Annotated in this window: 13 protein-coding genes; 9 read left to right on the plus strand and 4 right to left on the minus strand. The window is 73.3% G+C overall.

The features are described from left to right. Positions 1–3 precede the first annotated feature (3 nt). Together scpA and ACWD0A_RS03565 are read right to left on the minus strand one after the other, a co-directional pair. Positions 4–2208 (minus strand): methylmalonyl-CoA mutase, encoded by a 2205-nt coding sequence (gene scpA / locus ACWD0A_RS03560; protein WP_451294218.1) that lies wholly within the window; start codon positions 2206–2208, stop codon positions 4–6. Further along, the gene (locus tag ACWD0A_RS03565) at positions 2208–4091 is read right to left on the minus strand and encodes a methylmalonyl-CoA mutase family protein (RefSeq protein WP_451294220.1); all 1884 of its coding nucleotides are present in this window, start codon (positions 4089–4091) and stop codon (positions 2208–2210) included. Before ACWD0A_RS03565 ends, scpA begins: the two co-directional genes overlap by 1 nt. Before the next feature lie 197 nt (positions 4092–4288). Here ACWD0A_RS03565 and ACWD0A_RS03570 point away from each other — a divergent pair, with 197 nt between their 5' ends. From ACWD0A_RS03570 to ACWD0A_RS03595, 6 genes are all read left to right on the plus strand, one after another. Then, positions 4289–4516, plus strand: coding sequence for a hypothetical protein (locus tag ACWD0A_RS03570; RefSeq protein WP_307717077.1), 228 nt, complete (start codon positions 4289–4291; stop codon positions 4514–4516). Between the two features lie 126 nt (positions 4517–4642). After that, positions 4643–6502 carry a transketolase gene (locus ACWD0A_RS03575; protein WP_451294222.1) on the plus strand — a complete coding sequence of 620 codons (1860 nt, stop codon included), beginning with the start codon at positions 4643–4645 and terminating at the stop codon, positions 6500–6502. Further along, a complete protein-coding gene (gene ligD, locus ACWD0A_RS03580; protein WP_451294224.1) occupies positions 6499–7404 on the plus strand; it encodes a non-homologous end-joining DNA ligase in 906 nt (301 codons plus the stop codon). The genes ACWD0A_RS03575 and ligD overlap by 4 nt, the downstream gene beginning before the upstream one ends. A gap of 88 nt (positions 7405–7492) precedes the next feature. Further along, positions 7493–7987, plus strand: a complete 495-nt coding sequence (locus ACWD0A_RS03585) for a DUF6328 family protein (protein WP_451294226.1) — start codon at positions 7493–7495, stop codon at positions 7985–7987. 116 nt (positions 7988–8103) lie between these two features. Then, on the plus strand, positions 8104–8709 hold the full coding sequence (locus tag ACWD0A_RS03590) for an LAETG motif-containing sortase-dependent surface protein (RefSeq protein WP_451294228.1): 606 nt from the start codon (positions 8104–8106) through the stop codon (positions 8707–8709). A 526-nt stretch (positions 8710–9235) separates the two neighbouring features. Then, positions 9236–12700, plus strand: a complete 3465-nt coding sequence (locus ACWD0A_RS03595; protein ID WP_451294230.1) for a phosphodiester glycosidase family protein — start codon at positions 9236–9238, stop codon at positions 12698–12700. A 227-nt stretch (positions 12701–12927) separates the two neighbouring features. Here the strand turns inward: ACWD0A_RS03595 and ACWD0A_RS03600 are convergent, their stop codons facing one another. Then, positions 12928–13980: an enoyl-CoA hydratase/isomerase family protein gene (locus ACWD0A_RS03600; RefSeq protein WP_451294577.1), complete on the minus strand. Its 1053-nt coding sequence runs from the start codon at positions 13978–13980 to the stop codon at positions 12928–12930. A 178-nt stretch (positions 13981–14158) separates the two neighbouring features. Here ACWD0A_RS03600 and ACWD0A_RS03605 point away from each other — a divergent pair, with 178 nt between their 5' ends. Both ACWD0A_RS03605 and ACWD0A_RS03610 read left to right on the plus strand, forming a co-directional pair. Beyond that, positions 14159–15352, plus strand: coding sequence for a serine hydrolase domain-containing protein (locus ACWD0A_RS03605; RefSeq protein ID WP_451294232.1), 1194 nt, complete (start codon positions 14159–14161; stop codon positions 15350–15352). Between the two features lie 89 nt (positions 15353–15441). Further along, positions 15442–16620: an acyl-CoA dehydrogenase family protein gene (locus tag ACWD0A_RS03610; RefSeq protein ID WP_451294234.1), complete on the plus strand. Its 1179-nt coding sequence runs from the start codon at positions 15442–15444 to the stop codon at positions 16618–16620. A gap of 46 nt (positions 16621–16666) precedes the next feature. Here ACWD0A_RS03610 and ACWD0A_RS03615 read toward each other — a convergent pair whose 3' ends face one another. After that, on the minus strand, positions 16667–17077 hold the full coding sequence (locus ACWD0A_RS03615; RefSeq protein ID WP_451294236.1) for a nuclear transport factor 2 family protein: 411 nt from the start codon (positions 17075–17077) through the stop codon (positions 16667–16669). Positions 17078–17271: 194 nt separating this feature from the next. On the opposite strand from ACWD0A_RS03615, the gene ACWD0A_RS03620 reads away from it, so the two are divergent. Continuing rightward, positions 17272–19536 (plus strand): tetratricopeptide repeat protein, encoded by a 2265-nt coding sequence (locus ACWD0A_RS03620; protein WP_451294238.1) that lies wholly within the window; start codon positions 17272–17274, stop codon positions 19534–19536. The last annotated feature ends 24 nt before the right edge of the window (positions 19537–19560 follow it).

Here is a 19560-nt window from a genome sequence, read left to right on the forward strand (position 1 = left end):
GGCCTACAACTCGTGGCCGAGGGAGCCCGCGAGCGTGTGCACCAGGTCCCTCGCCGCGTCCGGGATCACCGTCCCCGGCGGGAAGACCGCCGCAGCGCCCGCGTCGTGCAGCGCCTGGACGTCCTGGGGCGGGATCACACCACCGACGACGATCATGATGTCCTCGCGGCCCTCGGCCGCCAGCTCCTCGCGGAGCGCGGGCACCAGCGTCAGATGCCCCGCGGCCAGCGACGAGACGCCCACGATGTGCACGTCCGCCTCGACCGCCTGCCGGGCCACCTCGGCCGGCGTCTGGAACAGCGGGCCGACATCCACGTCGAAACCGAGGTCGGCGAAGGCGGTCGCGATCACCTTCTGGCCGCGGTCGTGCCCGTCCTGCCCCATCTTGGCGACCAGGATGCGCGGCCTGCGGCCCTCGGACTCCTCGAACGCGTCCACCAGGGCACGGGTGCGGTCCACCGCGGGTGACATGCCTGCCTCGTTCCGGTAGACGCCCGAGATCGTACGGATCTGGCCCGAGTGCCGGCCGTAGACCTTCTCCAGGGCGTCGGAGATCTCCCCGACGCTCGCCCTGGCGCGGGCCGCGTCCACCGCCAGCGCCAGCAGATTGCCTTCCAGGCCGCCGCCCTGCGCGTGCCCGGCCTCCGCGGCCGCCGTCAGCGCGCGCAGCGCGTCCTGGCAGGCCGCCTCGTCACGCTCGGCGCGCAGCCGGCGCAGCTTCTCCACCTGCTGCGCCCGCACCTGGGAGTTCTCGACCTTGAGGACGTCGATCTGCTCGTCGGACTCCACCCGGTACTTGTTGACGCCGATCACCGGCTGGCGGCCGGAGTCGATCCGGGCCTGGGTGCGCGCCGCCGCCTCCTCCACCCGCAGCTTGGGGATGCCCGCGTCGATGGCCTTCGCCATGCCGCCCGCCGCCTCGACCTCCTCGATGTGCTGCCAGGCCCGGCGCGCGAGATCGTGGGTGAGCTTCTCCACGTACGCGCTGCCGCCCCACGGGTCGATGACCCGGCAGGTGCCCGACTCCTGCTGGAGCAGGAGCTGGGTGTTGCGGGCGATGCGGGCGGAGAAGTCGGTCGGCAGGGCCAGCGCCTCGTCCAGGGCGTTGGTGTGGAGCGACTGCGTGTGCCCCTGCGTGGCGGCCATCGCCTCGACGCAGGTGCGCGTGACGTTGTTGAACACGTCCTGAGCGGTGAGCGACCAGCCCGACGTCTGCGAATGCGTGCGCAGCGAGAGCGACTTGGGGCTCTTCGGGTCGAACTTCTTCACCAGCTTCGCCCACAGCAGGCGCGCCGCGCGCAGCTTGGCGACCTCCATGAAGAAGTTCATGCCGATCGCCCAGAAGAACGAGAGCCGCGGCGCGAACGAGTCCACGTCCAGTCCCGCCGCGATACCGGCCCGCAGATACTCCAGGCCGTCGGCCAGCGTGTACGCGAGCTCCAGGTCGGCCGTCGCCCCGGCCTCCTGGATGTGGTAGCCGGAGATGGAGATCGAGTTGTAGCGGGGCATCTTCTGCGAGGTGTACGCGAAGATGTCCGAGATGATCCGCATCGAGGGAGCCGGCGGGTAGATGTAGGTGTTGCGGACCATGAACTCCTTGAGGATGTCGTTCTGGATGGTCCCGGCCAGCTTCTCGGGCGGTACGCCCTGCTCCTCGGCGGCCACGATGTACAGCGCCAGCACGGGCAGCACCGCGCCGTTCATCGTCATCGACACGCTCATCCGGTCCAGCGGGATGCCGTCGAACAGCTGCCGCATGTCGAGGATCGAGTCGATCGCCACACCCGCCATGCCGACGTCGCCGGTCACCCGCGGGTGGTCGCTGTCGTAGCCGCGGTGCGTCGGCAGGTCGAAGGCCACCGACAGGCCCTTCTGACCGGCGGCCAGATTGCGCCGGTAGAAGGCGTTCGACTCCTCGGCCGTGGAGAAACCGGCGTACTGACGGATCGTCCAGGGCTGGTTGACGTACATCGTCGGGTACGGACCGCGCAGGAACGGAGCGATGCCCGGATACGTGCCGAGGAAGTCGACACCCTCCAGATCGGCGTCCGTGTACAGCGGCTTGACCGCAATGCCCTCCGGCGTCTCCCACACCAGCTCGTCCGCGTCCTTGCCGGTGGCCGCCTCGACGGCCGCACGCCACCGGTCCGCACCGGCCGTGCCCGCGGCGGACCCCAGCTCGATCCCCGCGAAATCCGGGATTCCCATCACGCCACTCCGATCCGGTCGAGCACCGAGGTCAGGACGGCGACCGCGTCACCGCCCGCGACGACGAACTCGTCGACCCCGGCCTTCTCGTACATCTCACGCTGCTCACCGGGGCGGCCGGCGAGGAACACCCGCCGCGCGCCCGCCGACTTGAGGGCCTCTGCCACCGGCCCCGCCTGCTCCGCGTACACGGCGTCGCCGGAGCACAGGCACGCCACCTGCGCACCGCTTTTGGTGAACGCCGACGCGGCCGACCCCGCGTCGACGCTCACCGGCTCGTGGACCGGCTCGATGCCGCCCGCCTGGAACAGGTTGGCGGCGAACGTCGCCCGCGCGGTGTGCGCGGAAGCCGGCCCGAGGGCCGCGAGGAACACCTTCGGCCGCGCGCCCGTGGCCGCCAGGTGCGCGTCCGAACGGGCCCGCAGCGCTTCGAACGCCTCGTCGCGGCGCACCACCGGCAGGCCGCCCGACGGCCGCGCCGGAGCGGCGTCGCGCTCCACCGGCGCCTCGGCCAGCAGCGGGAACTCGCTGACCCCGGTGACCGGTTCGCGGCGCGTGGCGAGCCGGCGGCTGCGGTTCTCCCACGCGGCGCCGATCCGCTCGCCGACCAGGCCGCCGCGGAGCGCGGCCGCCTGGCCGCCGGCGCGCTCGATCTCCTGGAACCACGCCCACGCGGCCTGTGCCAGCTCGTCCGTGAGCCGCTCCGCGTACCAGGAGCCGCCCGCCGGGTCGATCACCCGGCCCATGTGCGACTCCTCCAGCAGGATCGTGGAGGTGTTGCGCGCGATCCGGCGTGCGAACGCGTCCGGCAGGCCCAGCGCGTGGTCGAAGGGGAGCACGGTCACCGAGTCGGCGCCGCCTGCACCGGCGGCCAGCGAGGCCACGGTCGTGCGCAGCATGTTCACCCACGGATCGCGGCGCGTCATCATCACCGACGACGTCACCGCGTGCTGGCGCTGCGCCCCGGCGGTGTCGGTGGCACCGCACACCTCGGCGACACGGGACCACAGCCTGCGCGCGGCCCGCAGCTTCGCGATCGTCAGGAACTGGTCGGCGGTGGCCGCGTACCGGAACTCCAGCTGCCCGCAGGCGGCGTCCACGCCCAGCCCCGCGCCCGTCAGCTCACGCAGCCACGCGACACCGGTCGCCAGGGAGCAGCCCAGCTCCTGCGCGGTCGTCGCGCCGGCCTCGTGGTACGGCAGGGCGTCCACGGTCACGGCACGCAGGCCCGGGTACGACGCGTCGCACCGGACGGCGAGAGCGGCGGCCGCGGCCATCCGGCCGTCGACACCGTCGTACCGGCCGGTGCGGGCGGCGAGACCGAGCGGATCGGCGCCGAGGTTGCCGAGCGCCGCCGCGGGGGCCACGCCGCGCTCCTCGTACAGCCGCAGCAACGCCTCGGCCGCGGCCTCGAAGTCCTCGCCCGCATCGAGGACGACCGGAGCGAGATCGAGGAGCACGCCGTCCAGCGCCGCGCCCAGCGCGTCGACGGGCAGCCCGGACGCGCCGACGGTCAGCCACAGCGAGGTGACGCCGTTCTCCAGGTCGGTGAGCACCGCCTCGTTGGCCGCCGCCGGGTCGGGCCGGTCGTGGCGCTGGCGCACGTCCCAGCCGGACACCACGCCGCCCTCGGGCCTGCCGCCCCGGGTGAAGGGGGCGAAGCCGGGAAGGCCGGAGCCGTCGGCACCGCCGCCCGCCGTGTACAGGGGACGGGTGGTGATCCCGTCCTCGAGGGCCGTGGACAGCGCTTCCTCGGCCGCCGTGCCCTGGGCGTCCTTGCCTGCCTTGCGCAGCACGCCTTCGACCAGGTGCTGCCACTGCTCATGGGTCGCATCCGGGAACTCGGCGGCCAGTGAGAACCCGTCATCGGGGAGGACCGTCATGCTCGGATGTTAGGACAGCGGCGCAAAGGTGCAGCAGGGGAGAAGGCTGTGACCTTGCCCTCTCCGGTCCGCTCTTGATCCTTTGCACAGCGTGAACTATCCGGGGCATGTCCGTACCGCGGTCGGGTACCTGCATCGGACCAGAGAATCAGCGCGAAACGGAACCCAAGACGCGCGGAACGGAAGAGGTGAGTCACATGGGTCTGGGCGGGTGCATCATCCTGATCGCCGCCGGAGCAATACTCACGTTCGCCACCGACTGGGAGGTCAAGGGCGCGAATCTCGACGTCATCGGCGTGATCCTCATGGCCGTCGGCTTCATCGGCGTGGCCACCTTCACGAGCATCGCCAGGCGCCGCCGCGTCGTCGTACCCCCCTCGACACCGGTCGTCGAGGACAGGCCGAACCACCGCACCTACGAGTGACCTGCCCTTTTCGCCCCCACAGGGGAAGGGTGCCCCAGCCGGTACCGGTTTGACCGCCGGGCCAGCGGGCACCCGCAGAGCGCTTGCCACGTCCGCGTCCGCGGCCCCCTCCCAAGGAGCGAAGAGATGCGTGTCTCATCAGTCCAAGCCGAACAACTGGCCGAGCTCGGACAGCAGTTGCGCGTCGACGCGGTACGCGCGGCCGACGCCGCGGGCTCCGGACACCCCACGTCCTCCATGTCCGCGGCCGACATCGGCGCCGTACTCCTCGCGAGCCATCTGCGCTACGACTTCACCCGGCCCGAGCACCCCGGCAACGACCGGCTCGTGCTCTCCAAGGGTCATGCGTCGCCCCTGCTGTACGCCCTCTTCCGGGCCGCCGGGGCGATCGACGAGGACGAGCTGCTGACCTTCCGCAAACGGGACAGCCGTCTCGAAGGCCATCCGACACCACGGCTGCCCTGGGTCGACGTGGCCACCGGGTCCCTGGGGCAGGGACTGCCGGTCGGCGTCGGCATGGCGCTCGCCGGGAAGAGGCTCGACCAGATCCCCTACCGGGTCTGGGTCCTCTCCGGCGACAGCGAGATGGCGGAGGGTTCCGTGTGGGAGGCCGTCGCGCACGCGGCGTACGAGGAGCTCGACAACCTGACCCTGATCGTCGACGTCAACCGGCTCGGGCAGCGGGGCCCCACCCGGTTCGGCTGGGACCTCGACGCCTACGCCCGCCGGCTGGAGGCGTTCGGCTGGCACACGCTGCGCATCGACGGGCACGACGTCGCGGCGATCGACGCCGCGCTCACCGACGCGGCCGCCACGACCGGCCGCCCCACCGCCGTGCTCGCCCGGACCCACAAGGGACACGGGGTGGCCGCCGTGCAGGACCAGGAGGGCAAGCACGGCAAGCCGCTCCCGGACGCGGAAGAGGCCATCAGGGAACTCGGCGGCGTCCGCGACGCCCGGGTCGAGGTGGCGCGCCCGCCCGAGGTGCGTGTGCTCCACCGGCGCGGCGGCGGACTGACCCTGCCGGTGTACGAGATCGGTGACCAGGTCGCCACCCGCACCGCCTGCGGGCAGGCCCTCGCCGCCCTCGGCTCCGCGCGCACCGACGTCGTCGCCCTCGACGCCGAGGTCGGCGACTCCACCCGCACCGATCTGTTCGCCAAGGAGCACCCGGGTCGCTACTTCCAGTGCTACATCGCCGAACAGCAGCTGGTCGCGGCCGCCGTCGGCATGGCCGCCCGCGGCTACGTCCCCTTCGCCTGCACCTTCGCCGCCTTCCTCACCCGCGCGCACGACTTCGTCCGCATGGCCGCCGTCAGCCGCGCCTCGATCAACCTCGTCGGCTCGCACGCCGGTGTCGCCATCGGCGAGGACGGTCCCTCGCAGATGGGCCTGGAGGACCTGGCCATGTTCCGCGCGGTGCCGGGCAGCACCGTGCTGTACCCCTGCGACGGCCCGCAGACCGCCCGGCTCGTCGCCGCCATGGCCGACCTGCCGAACATCAGCTACCTGCGCACCAGTCGCTCCGACATGCCGGTGCTCTACGGCCGGGACGAGGAGTTCCCCGTCGGCGGCTCCAAGACACTGCGCTCCTCCGGCCGCGACCGCGCCTGCGTCATCGCCGCCGGCGTGACCGTGCACGAGGCGCTGGCCGCCGCCCACGCACTCGACCGGGAGGGGATCGCGGTCCGTGTCGTGGACGCGTACAGCGTCAAGCCCGTCGACACCGCGACCCTGCAGACGGCCGCCGACGACACCGGCTGCCTGATCACCGTCGAGGACCACCACCTCGAGGGCGGTCTCGGCGACGCGGTGGCCGAGGCGTTCGCCGACGGGCGCCCCTCGCCCCGGCTCGTACGCCTCGGGGTACGCGGCGTACCCGCGTCCGCCACGTCCCGCGAGCAGTTGCACGCGGCGGGCATCGACGCCGAGTCGATCGCCGCGGCCGTGCGGCTGCTCGTCGCGGAGGCGATGGTGAGTCCATGAGCGCGCACCGGGTGACGGCGGGCGGGCGCAGCGTCGAGATCAAACGCCCCGACAAGCTGCTGTTTCCCGACGACGGGATCAGCAAGGCCGATCTCGCCGCCTACTACCGCGCCATCGCGCCGTACATGCTTCCCCATCTGCGCGGCAGGCCACTGATGCCGGAGCGGCACCCGGACGGTGTCGGCGGCCCCCGGTTCATGCAGAAGCACACCCCGGAGCACTACCCGGACTGGGTGGGCAGGGCGGAGGTCGAGAAGGAGGGCGGCACCGTCGTGCACACCGTGTGCGGCACCACCGCCGCACTCATGTACCTCGTCGACCAGGCGTGCGTCACCTTCCACCGCTGGCAGTCCCGGGTGAAGAGGCCGGGCCACCCCGACCGGCTCGTCTTCGACCTCGATCCGCCCGGCGCCGACTTCGAGGCGGTACGCAGGGCCGCCCGCGGGCTCGGCGAACTGCTCGGCGAACTGCGGCTGCCCGCCCAGCTGATGACCACCGGATCCCGCGGACTGCATGTCGTCGTTCCGCTGTCCGGCACCTCCGGCTTCGACGAGACCCGGGCCTTCGCGCAGGAGGTGGCCGAGACGCTCGCCGCCCGCGACCCCCGTCACCTCACCACGGCGGTGCGCAAACAGGCGCGGGGGGACCGTCTGTACCTGGACGTGCAGCGCAACGGATACGCGCAGACCGCCGTCGCCCCGTACTCGGTACGGGCGAAACCCGGTGCCCCGGTGGCCGTGCCCATCGGCTGGGACCAGCTGGACGACCCCGGACTCACCGCACGGCGCTGGACGATCGCCGACGCGCCGGACCAGGCGCGCGCCGAGCCGTGGAAGGCGACCGCGGACGGCAGCAGGTCACTCGGCCCGGCCGGCCGCCGACTGGCGTCGTTGCGCCGCTGATCCGTTTCGTGGGCGGTTTGCCGGTCACCCCGGCCCGGCAGGTGCTGTGCAGGCGCGAGCGCACCGCCCGACCCGAAGGGAGCCCGTGATGGAAAAGACCAGCGAAGGCGGCCGGCGGGGCCGTGACGAGACGGAGGAGGAGCGGGCGGACCGCCGGTTCGGCGATCTGCTCCAGGAGTTGCGCGTCGCGCAGACCGGCGTACAGATCCTCTTCGGTTTCCTGCTCACCGTCGCCTTTCAGCCACGCTTCACGGAGCTCACCGGCACCGACCGCATCATCTACACCGTGACCGTCCTGCTGGGCGCCGCGACCACCGGGGTCCTCGTCGGGCCGGTCTCCTTCCACCGCCTGCTGACCGGCAGGCGTCTCAAGCCGCAGACGGTGGCCTGGGCGTCCCGGCTGACCATGCTGGGCCTGGTACTGCTGCTGTGCACGATGGCGTCGGCGCTTCTGCTCATCCTGCGCGTCGTGGTCGACGACGCACACGCCTCCTGGCTCGTCGTCGGCATGGTGGTCTGGTTCGTCGTGTGCTGGTTCGTCCTGCCCGTCTGGACGCGCATGAAGGAACGGCCCAAGGGCTGACACGAAATCAGCCGTCTTCCTTCACAGGGTTTTCGGGCGCGTGCGATTCGCCGGTGCCCCGGCTGTACTCTGCGCGCACACGCCGGCAGTGGAGGCGTGTCACCCATGGAGGAACAGTGACAGAAATCAGCAGAACGCGGTGGCGTTCCGGGGCTCTCATAGCCGCCGCCGCGATCGGCGCGCTCGGGGTCGGGCTCGCTGCCGCCCCCGCGGTCGCCCACACCCCCACGTGGTCGGTGACCTGCGACGAGGTCAGCCTCGAACTGACCAACTACGGCCACAAGGCCCGGAACACGGTGACCGTCACGGTCGACGGCAAGGACCTGCTGCCGACCGAGACGTTCACGAACGACTTCAGCAGGACGCTGAAGCTCCCCGAGCACGACAAGGAGGTCTCCGTCCGCCTCGTCATCACGGCGAGCGACGGCGACCAGTACGGGCGCGACGAGACGAAGACGGCACCCGTGTGCGAGGACGAGTCCCCGACCCCGACCCCGACCCCGACGCCTCCTTCGCCGACGCCGAGCGACACGCCCAGTGAGACGCCGAGCACCTCGGCGCCCGCCACGCCGGCGCCCGCGCCGAGCACCTCCTCGCCCGGCCTGGCCGAGACCGGTTCGTCGAGCTCGACGCCGCTGATCGCGGCGGCGGCCGCCGTGGTCATCGCGGCCGGCGGTGGCATCACGTGGGCGGCGCGCAGGCGCCGCGGCGTCCAGGACTGACGCACCGCGACCCGCAGGGGCTGCCGGGCCGGCAACGGCCCGGCAGCCCCCGCTCTTTCCCGGGACGGACGACCGCCTGCGCCCAGGGGCGCGCCTCGCCGCCCTCGCTCGCGCAACCCCTTCAGCCGTCGACGCCCACGAGATCCCGGGGGCGAACTCACCCGCGAACAAGCGACATTGCGCATCGCGGTCGCGCCGATTCCCTCGCCGTCGTCCACCGGCCCGCCACGGGGCTGTTCCGGACGTGGCGACAGCCGATCTCCCAACCGGCGCAACGCCTCGCGCACATCGCGTGGTGACGGCCGGTCGGCGTACCCCGTGGGGGGCGAAGACGCCCCGGTGAAGGCCCGCTCCGCCGCGGCCTCGTCGACGAGCACGACAGCCACCGTTCTCCCGCGCGTTGCCCGCACCCTCTGGTGCGCGCGCCCGCGCGCCGCGATGCTGTGCGCCGACAGCGCTTACTACGAGCTCAACCAGCCTGACTCCGGGAGAAGTTGTGGGCCTTGGCAGAGCAAGACACACCGTCGTGCTCCTCGCGACGCTGTCCGCACTGGCGGCCGGGGCGAGCGTCCCCGCCGCCGCCGACCCGACACCCGACCCGCCGCCCCGCGAGACCGCCGAGATACTGCGGCCCATCGCCCCGCCACCCGCCAGCAACCCCGGCGGAACTCATGCCGCGGTGGCCGACGAGGACGGCATCGAGACCGCCCGCAGCCGGCGGCCCGTCGCGCCCGGCGTCGAACTCACCTCCTACGACCGGCTCGAGGCCGCCAAGTGGCTGCGCGTCGACGAACTCTCCGTCGACCTCGGCGGCGCCGGCGTCCGGGCGGACTACCTCTCCTCCGGCAAGGTCGCGGACCGCAACAGCGTCTCCGACCTGGCCGCGCGGCACGACCCCGGCCCGGGCAGGCGCACCGTCGCCGCCATCAACGCCGACTTCTTCGACATCAACCAGACCGGCGCGCCCCAGGGCGCCGGCATCCGCGACGGGCAGCTCACCCACTCACCCGCACCGGGCGCGCACCGGGCCGTCGGCATCGGGCCCGGGGGCGCGGGACGGGTCCTCCAGCTGTACTTCGACGGCATCCTGACCGTCCCCGGCGGCGCCCACCCCCTCGGCGCCTACAACGCCGCCAATGTCCCGGCAGGCGGCATCGGCGCGTACACCGCCGCCTGGGGCGAGGCGGACCGTGGCCTCACCGTCGACGCCGCGACCCCCGTCGCCGAGGCCGTCGTCCGCGAGGGCAAGGTCGTCGCCGTGCACGACCGGCCCGGCAGCGGGCCCGTCCCCGACGGCACCACCGTCCTCGTCGGCCGGGAGGCGGGGGCCGCCGTACTCGCGGCACTGCGGCCCGGCGACCCGGTGTCGGTGGAGTACCGGCCACGCACCGACAGCGGACCCGTACCGCGCACGGCCGTCGGAGGCCGCGAACTCCTCGTCGTCGACGGCGTACCCCAGAACCACGACGGCGCGGGCAACAACGCCACCGCGCCCCGTACCGCCGTCGGGTTCTCGCGGGACGGCCGGTCGATGCACGTCATCACCGTCGACGGGCGGCAGGCCGACAGCGGCGGCGTCACCCTCACCGAACTCGGCCTGATGATGGAGAAGGCCGGCGCGCACAACGCCCTCAACCTCGACGGCGGCGGCTCCTCCACCCTCGTCGCCCGCGAACCCGGCAGCGACGCCCTCCAGGTGGAGAACAGCCCCTCCGACGGCAGCGAACGCGACGTCCCCAACGGCCTCGCCCTCACCGCCCCCGACGGCAGCGGAAGGCTGCGCGGGTACTGGGTGGAGACCGCGATGCCCGCGGCCGGCGCTCCCACCGCCGACCCCGTCAAGGGCGGTCACCCCGAGCGGGTGTTCCCCGGCCTGACCCGCCGCCTCGCCGCCGCCGGGTACGACGAGACGTACGGACCCGCCGCCGGCACGCCCCACTGGCTCTCGATCGACGCGTCCGTCGGGCGCGTCGACGACCAGGGCGTCTTCCACGCCCGTGACAGCGGCGACACCGAGATCCGCGCCGCACGCGCGGGCGTCCATGGCAGCATCCGCCTGACCGTCCTCGACGACCTGGCGCGCATCGAACCGACCGTCCGGCGTGTGGGACTCGCCGACGCCTCCGCCACCGGCACGTTCGGCATCGTCGGGTACGACGCCCAGGGCAACAGCGCCCCCGTCGAACCGGACGACGTCCGACTCGACTACGACCGCGAACGGTTCACCGTCCGCGCCGAGCGCAGCGGCTCCTTCACCGTCAGTTCCCGCACGGGCGGCGACGCCGCGGGGCGGATCACCGCGACCGCGGGCGGCGTCACCACCGTGCTCGCGGTGAGCGTCGGCCTCGCCCAGCAGGCCGTCAGCTCGTTCGACGACGCCGCGCAGTGGAAGTTCAGCCACGCCCGCGCGGGAGGCTCCCTCGCCCCCACGCCCGACGGACGCAGCGGAACCGGACTGGAGATCAGCTACGACTTCACCCGGTCGACCGCGACGCGCGCCGCCTACGCGGCCCCGCCGCAGCCGATCGCCGTCCCCGGGCAGCCGCAGACCTTCACGCTCTGGATCAAGGGCGACGGCAACGGGGCCTGGCCCACCCTGCACCTGAAGGACGCCGCCGGATCCGACCAGCTGCTGCGCGGGCCCTACGTCACCTGGACCGGCTGGCGGCAGGTCACCTTCGCCGTGCCGCCCGGCGCCGCCACACCGCTGTCCGTGTACCGCTTCTATCTCGCCGAGACCGCCGCGAACCGGCAGTACACCGGCCGGATCGTGATCGACGGACTCGACGCCCAGGTGCCGCCCGGCGTGGACCTGCCCGATCCGCCGCGCGTCGCCGACCCTCTCGTCGACTCGGCCGCCGTGACCGGGGCACGGGACTGGCGTTTCGCCGTCATGTCGGACGCGCAGTTCGTCGCCCGGGACCCCGACAGCCCCATCGTCGGCCAGGCACGCAGGACGCTCAGGGAGATCAGGGCCGCCCGTCCCGACTTCCTCGTCGTCAACGGCGACCTCGTGGACGAGGGCTCCCCGGCCGACCTGGCCTTCGCACGCCGCGTGCTGACCGAGGAACTCGGGGACGCCCTGCCCTGGTACTACGTACCGGGCAACCACGAGGTGATGGGCGGGAGGATCGACAACTTCGTGGCCGAATTCGGTCCCGCGCACCGGGTGTTCGACCATCGCGGCACGCGCTTCGTCACGCTCGACACCTCCAGCCTGAGCCTGCGCGGCGGCGGCCTCGCCCAGATCAAGGCACTGCGCGCCCAGCTCGACGCCGCGGCCGCCGACCCGGGCATCGGATCGGTCATGGTCATCGAGCACGTGCCGCCGCGGGACCCGACCGTCCAGAAGGGCAGCCAGCTCGGCGACCGCAAGGAGGCCGCGCTGGTCGAGGACTGGCTCGCCCGGTTCCGCCGTACGACCGGCAAGGGGGCCGGACTGATCGGCAGCCACGTCGGGGTCTTCCACGCCGCGCACGTGGACGGCGTTACCTACCTCGTCAACGGCAACTCCGGAAAGGCCCCGGCCGGCCCGGCGGACGAGGGCGGCTTCACCGGCTGGTCCCTCGTCGGTGTCGACGAGGTCTCCCGCGCCGACCAGGCTGCGGGCCGCCGCGCCCCGTGGGGCCCGCGCCCCGACTGGGTCTCGGTCCAGACCCGGGCCCACGCGGACGCGCTGACGCTCGACGCGCCCGCCGTGCTGCAGCCCGGGGAGAGCGGCGACGCGCGGGCGACGGTGCAGCAGGGCGCGCGGCGCGTACCGGTGGCGTGGCCGATGAGCGTGGACTGGTCCGGCTCGCCGAACCTGCACATCGGCCGCGCGCAGGACGCCCGCCCCCGGCACGCGGCGTCGTTCGACCCGTCGACGGGCCTGCTCACGGCGCTGCGCCAGGGCAGCGTCACGCTGGCGGTGACGGTGAACGGCGCGACACACACGGTCCCGGTCACGGTGACGACCGCGGCGGAATCCCGCCACCGCGACGCGGCGTAACGCCCGGGCCCGCCGGGGTCCTCTGGGCCCCGGCGGGCCCGGGCCGCAGGCGCCCCGCGGCGCGGAGCTGCCGCCGTGCAGGGGAGAGGGGCGTCAGCCCCCATCTCCCTCCCCCGGCAGGGGGCCTGGGGGCGGAGCCCCCAGTTACGGGAAGGGGCGGGGTGGGGAAAAGCCCCCCGCCCGCCCCGCCGTGCGGGACGCCCCCGCCGCGACCCCGCCCGGCCGCGTCAGCGCGCGAGCCCGAGGCCCCCGACCTCCGGTGCAGCGAAATGGCGTTCCACCTCCGCCCGCGTCACCCCGCTCAGCTCCGGCGGGGACCAGCGCGGGCGGCGGTCCTTGTCGACGACCTGTGCCCGGATGCCCTCCACGAGGTCGGGCGAGGACAGGACCGCGCACGAGACACGGAACTCCTGCTCGAGTACCGGCTCCAGCTCGCCCAGCACCCGCGCCCGGCGGATCGACTCCAGCGTCACCTTCAGGGACCGCGGCGAGCGGCCGAGGATCGTCTCGGCGGTCTCCTTCGCCTCGCTCTCCCCGGACGCGAGGAGGCGCTCGACGATGTCCTCCACCGTGTCCGCCGCGTAGCAGTGGTCGATCCACCCGCGCGCCCCGGCGAGCCGGCCGGCCGGGGCCGGCTCCGCGTACCGCCGCACCGCCGCGGTCACGTCCTCGGACGCGACCGCCGCCGCCAGGTCCGCCAGCCGGGCGGACGGGACGAAGTGGTCGGCGAGACCGAGCAGGAGCGCGTCGCCCGCGCCGACCGCCTCTCCGGTGAGAGCCAGGTGCGTGCCCAGTTCGCCCGGCGCCCGCGCCAGCAGGTGGGTGCCACCCACGTCGGGGACGAAGCCGATGCCCGTCTCCGGCATCGCGATCCTGGAGCGCTCGGTGACGATGCGGACGCTGCCGTGGGCCGACACCCCGACGCCGCCGCCCATCACGATGCCGTCCATGAGCGCCACGTACGGCTTGGGGAAGCGGGCGATACGGGCGTTGAGCCGGTACTCGTCGCGCCAGAAGCCGACCGACGCCCGGCCGCCCGCTCGCGCGTCGTCGTGGATGGCGCGGATGTCGCCGCCCGCGCACAGTCCCCGCTCGCCGGACCCGGAGACCACCACGGTGGCGACGGCGCCGTCGCTCTCCCAGCCGGCGAGCGCGGCGTCGATCGTGAGGACCATGGGGTGGGTCAGGGCGTTGATCGCGCGCGGGCGGTTCAGCGTGATGAACGCGGCGCGGCCCTCGGCGCGCAGCAGTACGGGGGCGTCGTGCTCGTCGGGGGCCATCCGGTCGTCCTTCCAGGGCGGAACGTGTGCGGCGCTGCGCGTCTTCCCGCCCATCCTCGCTCACCCGCCGGCCCGCTCCGCACGCCCCCTTCCCCTTCAGTCCGACCGGTCGGTACGTTGCCTCTGGGCCGGGCACGGCGGCCCTCCCCCGACAGGATCCAGGCGACGGAGGTTTCCCATGGCGGTTCGCGGCAACGACGGCGCACTCCAGGACGACGCATCCCGGATCGACGGCCACTGCGACGAGCGCTTCGCGGCCGTGCGCGCTGCCTTCGAGGACAACTTCCGTGAACGCGGCGAGCTGGGCGCCGCCGTGACCGTGCTGGTCGGCGGTGAGACGGTCGTCGACCTGTGGGGCGGCTGGGCGGACCCCGCCCGCACCAGAGCCTGGGAGCGCGACACCCTGGTCAACGTGTGGTCGACCACCAAGGGCCCGACGGCCCTGTGCGCGCATCTGCTCGCCGACCGGGGGCAGCTCGACCTGGACGTGCCGGTGGCCTTGTACTGGCCGGAGTTCGCCGCAGCGGGCAAGGAGAAGGTGCTCGTGCGCCACCTGCTGTCCCATCGGGCCGGGCTCGCGGGCTTTCGCGCGCCGCACTCGCTCGACGAGCTGTGCGACTGGGAGCTGACCTGTGCCCGGCTGGCCGCGACCGAGCCCTGGTGGGAGCCCGGCACCCGCTCCGGCTACCACGCGCTGACGTACGGCCATCTGGTCGGCGAGGTCGTCCGGCGGATCACGGGGCAGCTGCCGGGTGACTTCCTCCGGCAGGAGATCACCGGGCCGCTCGGTATCGACTTCACCCTCGGGGTGCCCGGGGAGGAGACCGGCCGCGTCGCGGAACTGGAGCATCCGCGGGTCCCGCCCACGGCGGAACAGGCCGCGGTCTTCCAGCAGTTGTCGCCACTCGCGCACGCCGCCCTGCTCAACCCCGTGGTCGGCGCGGACGGGGCCAACTCGCCGCAGTGGCGCGCCGCCCAGGTGCCGGCGGCCAACGGACACGCCACCGCACGCGCCGTCGCCGCGCTGTACGGGATCTTCGCCGGGCGCGGAGTGCTCGGCGGCCGCCGGGTGCTGAGCGCGGAGGCCGCGGAACGGGTCCGCGAGGGGCAGGGAAGCTGCCGCGACCTGGTACTCGGTCCAGGTTTCGCGCACGACACGGAGGTCGGCCTCGGCCTGTGGCTGAGCGGCGCCAACGGCTCGTATGGGCCCAACCCCCGCGCGTTCGGCCACGACGGCTTCGGCGGCTCGTGCGGCCTCGCCGACCCCGAGGCCGGACTCAGCCTCGGGTACGTCATGAACCGCATGGGCCCGCGCATCGCCGACGACCCGCGCAAGATGGCGCTCGTCGACGCGGTGTACCGCTCTCTGTAGGCCGCGCACGGCCCTTCCGGATTCCTGCAACACGTTCTACTGTGTGCGCCGCCGCGCAAGGGACGGACCGCGAGACGCCTGGAGGGGCCGTGCACCTTCGCTACACGCCGCAACAACAGCAGTTGCGCGCCGAACTGCGCGCCTACTTCGCCGAACTGGTCCCCGACCACGCATACAGCCGCTACGTCGAGCCGGCCGCCCGCAAACGCTTCTACCGCGAGACGATCCGCCGCCTCGGCGCGGACGGCTGGCTCGGGGTGGGCTGGCCGAAGGAGTACGGCGGCCGCGGCCTGAGCCCGATGGAACAGTTCATCTTCTTCGACGAGGCGGCCCAGGCGGGCGTGCCGCTGCCGCTGATGGCACTGAACACCGTCGGCCCGACGATCATGCAGTTCGGCAGCGACGAACAGAAGGCACGCTTCCTGCCGGGAATCCTCTCCGGCGAGATCGACTTCGCCATCGGCTACAGCGAACCCGAGGCGGGCACCGACCTCGCCTCGCTCAGGACCCGCGCGGTGCGCGAGGGCGAGGAGTACGTCATCAACGGGCAGAAGATCTGGACCACCAACGGCGACACCGCCGACTGGGTGTGGCTCGCCGTGCGCACGGACCCCGAGGCTCCGCCCCACAAGGGCATCACCATGCTCCTCGTGCCGACGTCCGACCCCGGGTACTCCTGCACCCTGATCAACACCCTCGCCTCCCACGACACCACCGCCGGCTACTACGAGAACGTCCGCGTCCCCGTCTCCCACCGCGTCGGCGAGGAGAACAAGGGCTGGCGGCTGATCACCAATCAGCTCAACCACGAACGCGTCACTCTCGCCGCTCACGGCACCATGGCCATCCGCGCCCTGCAGGACGTCCAGCGCTGGGCCGCCGACACCAAGCTCGCCGACGGCCGCCGGGTCATCGACCTGGGCTGGGTGCGGGGCCGGCTCGCCCGTACGCACACCCGCCTCGACGCCATGAAGCTGCTCAACTGGCAGATGGTGAACGCCGTCCAGGACGGCACCCTCACCCCGCAGGACGCCTCCGCCGTCAAGGTCTACGGCTCCGAGGCCCGGCGCGACGCCTACGCCTGGCTGATGGAGGTCGTGGGAGCCGCCGGCCCCCTCAAGGAGGGCTCGGCCGGAGCCGTCCTGCACGGCGAACTCGAACGCGGCTACCGCTCCGCGGTCATCTTCACCTTCGGTGGCGGCAACAACGAGATCCAGCGCGAGATCATCTCCTGGACAGGACTGGGGATGCCGCGGGTACGCCGCTGACATGGTGTGACGGGCCGGCGCCGCCGACGATCGCTTCGTAGTCGGCTCAGGCCTGTTGCGCCTTCGCCGTACCGGTGGCTTCGCCGGCGATCCGGTCGAACTGCTCTCCCATGGCCGCTGCCAGCGCCTGCGCGGCGGAGAGCGGGCGGACCATCACCATGAAGTCGTCGATGAGCCCCTGCTCGTCGAGGTGCAGGAAGTCGCAGCCGGTGATCTCCCGGTCGCCGACCTTGGCCCGGAAGACCAGGGCGTGGTCGCGTCCGTCCTGACCGGTGATCTCCCGCACGTAGTGGAAGTCGGTGAACACGCGGGACACCCCGCGCAGGACGGCCGCCGTGATCGCCTTTCCCGCGTAGGGCTTGAAGGCCACAGGGCTGGTGAAGACGACGTCCTCGGCGAGGAGCGCCTCGATCGCGGCGTGGTCGTTCGCCTCGACGGCTCGGCGGAATGACTTCATGGTCGCCTCCACGAATAGTCAACAAAGTGAGTAGGTGCGAGGAGGCTAGTGGTCGCACGCGTGGCGCGTCCAGGCTGAAAGCGACGGCAGTCTCGGGCCGCCACGCGCCCCACCCCGTACAAACTCCGCAGACAGGCCGCCATACTGGACGGGCCGGGGAGGGCGCAGGACAGCGACGGGGGCGACAGCACGAGATGGCGGAGACCAGGCTGATCCACGGCCGGTACCGACTGCTCGATCTCATCGGGCGCGGCGGCATGGGCGAGGTGTGGCGGGCCCGTGACGAGTCGCTCGGCAGGCGGGTGGCGGTCAAGTGCCTGAAACCGATGGGCACCCACCACGACCAGTCCTTCTCCGACGTCCTGCGGGAGCGGTTCCGCCGCGAGGCCCGGGTCGCGGCCGCGCTCCAGCACCGCGGCGTGACCGTCGTCCACGACTTCGGCGAACACGACGGCGTCCTCTACCTCGTGATGGAGCTCTTGGAGGGCCGCAACCTCAGCCAGCTGATGGAGGACAACAAGCAGCAGCCGCTGCCCGTCGGCGACGTCATCGACATCGCCGACCAGATCGCCGACGCCCTCGCCTACACCCACGACCAGGGCATCGTGCACCGCGACCTCAAGCCCGCCAACATCATGCGGCTGAGCGGCGGAGCGGTGAAGATCTGCGACTTCGGCATCGCGCGCCTGGGCGAGGACATCGGTTTCACCGCCAAGCTGACCGGCACCGGCATCGCCATGGGCACGCCGCACTACATGTCGCCGGAGCAGATCGGCGGCAGCGCCGTGGACCACCGCAGCGACCTGTACTCGCTCGGCTGCGTCCTGTACGAACTGGCCACCGGCGCTCCGCCGTTCGACCTCGAAGACACCTGGTCGATCCTCGTCGGCCACCGGGACACCGCGCCGAGACCGCTGCGCGAGGTACGGGAGGAGGTCCCCGGCTTCCTGGAGCGGATCGTGCTCGACCTGCTCGCCAAGACGCCCGAGGAAAGGCCCCGGGACGCGGGCGACCTGCGCCGCCGCATCGGCGCCGCCCGCCGCCCGGGTGACGGCGGCCCCCCGGCCGTCCCGGTCCCGCGCCTGCCGGAGGCGTCCGCAGGAGGCGAGCCCCCGCTGCCCGACTGGACACGCGGTATGACGACCGGTCACAAGGCCGTGGGCACGACGGCCGTGCGGCCGCCCCTGCCCGACCACACCGCCGCGCTGACCGGGGCCTGGACCAACCCGCCCGCGATCCCCTGTGGGCCCGCGCAGGCCCGCCCTCCCTCCGTCACCTTCCACGGCGGCGGGGAGCGCCCCACTCCGCAGCCCGAACTCCTCGCCGTCCTCGCCAGCCGCCACAGCGCCGGCCTGAGCCTCGGCCGGCTCGGCCGCTGGGACGAGGCCGGCGAGGTGCACCGCGCGGTCGCCGAGGAACGGGCCGCGCTGCTCGGCCCGGACCATCCCGACGCCCTCGCCAGCCGGTACGAGATCGCCTTCACCCTCAGCAGGACCGGCCGGGCGGCCGAGGCGCTGACGGAGTTCGCGTACGTCGCCGAGGGCCGGGAGCGCGCACTCGGCCCGGACCACCCCGACACGCTCGCCGCGCGCCAGGAGACCGCGTACGTGCTGGGCCGCCTGGGCAGGTACGCGGAGGCGCGCGACGTGTACGAGGCGGTCCTCGCCTCCCGCGAGCGGACCATGGGCCCCGACCACCCGGACACCCTGCGCTGCCGGCACAACCTGGCGTTCAATCTGAGCCGCCTCGGCCTGATCGAGGAGGCCCACCGCATGGCCGACGACGTGGCGACGGCGCGCGCCCGCGTCCTCGGGGCCGGCCACCCCGACACGCTCGTCACCCGCTACGAGGTCGCCCACGCCCTCGGCCGGCTCGGCCGCTGGGACGAGGCGCTCGCCACCTACCGGGACGTCGCCGCCGCCCGCGCGCAGGCGCTCGGTCCCGACCACCCGGACACGCTCGCCGCGCGCTACGAGGCCGGTATCAGCCTCGGCCGCCTCGGCCGCAGCGCCGAAGCCCTGGACCTGTTCCGGGCGCTCGTCGACGACCGCACCCGTTCTCAGGGCCCCACCGACCCCGAGACGCTGCGCGCCCGGCACACCCTCGGGGTCAACCTGGGCCGCCTCGCCCGCTGGCCGGAGGCGCTGGGGGAGGCGCGCGAGGTGTGCGCGCTGCGCGAGCGGGTCCTCGGCGCGGACCACCCCGACACGCTCGTCAGCCGCCGCGAGGTGGCCGTCGCCCTCGGCTGGCTGGGCCGCTGGCACGACGCGTACGCCGTCTACCGGCACGTCGCCGAAGCGCGCGAGCGTGTCCTCGGCCCCGGCCATCCGGACGCCCTGGCCAGCCGCAACGACGAGGCGCACTGCCTCGAACAGCTCGGCCGCCACGCGGAGGCCGTGGAGGTGTACCGGCGGGTCGCGGCGCTCCGGCAGCAGCGGAGCGGCGCACCCGGAGGCTGACCTGGGCGTCGTCACCGGATCATG

This window comes from Streptomyces sp. NPDC002867, assembly GCF_053591895.1.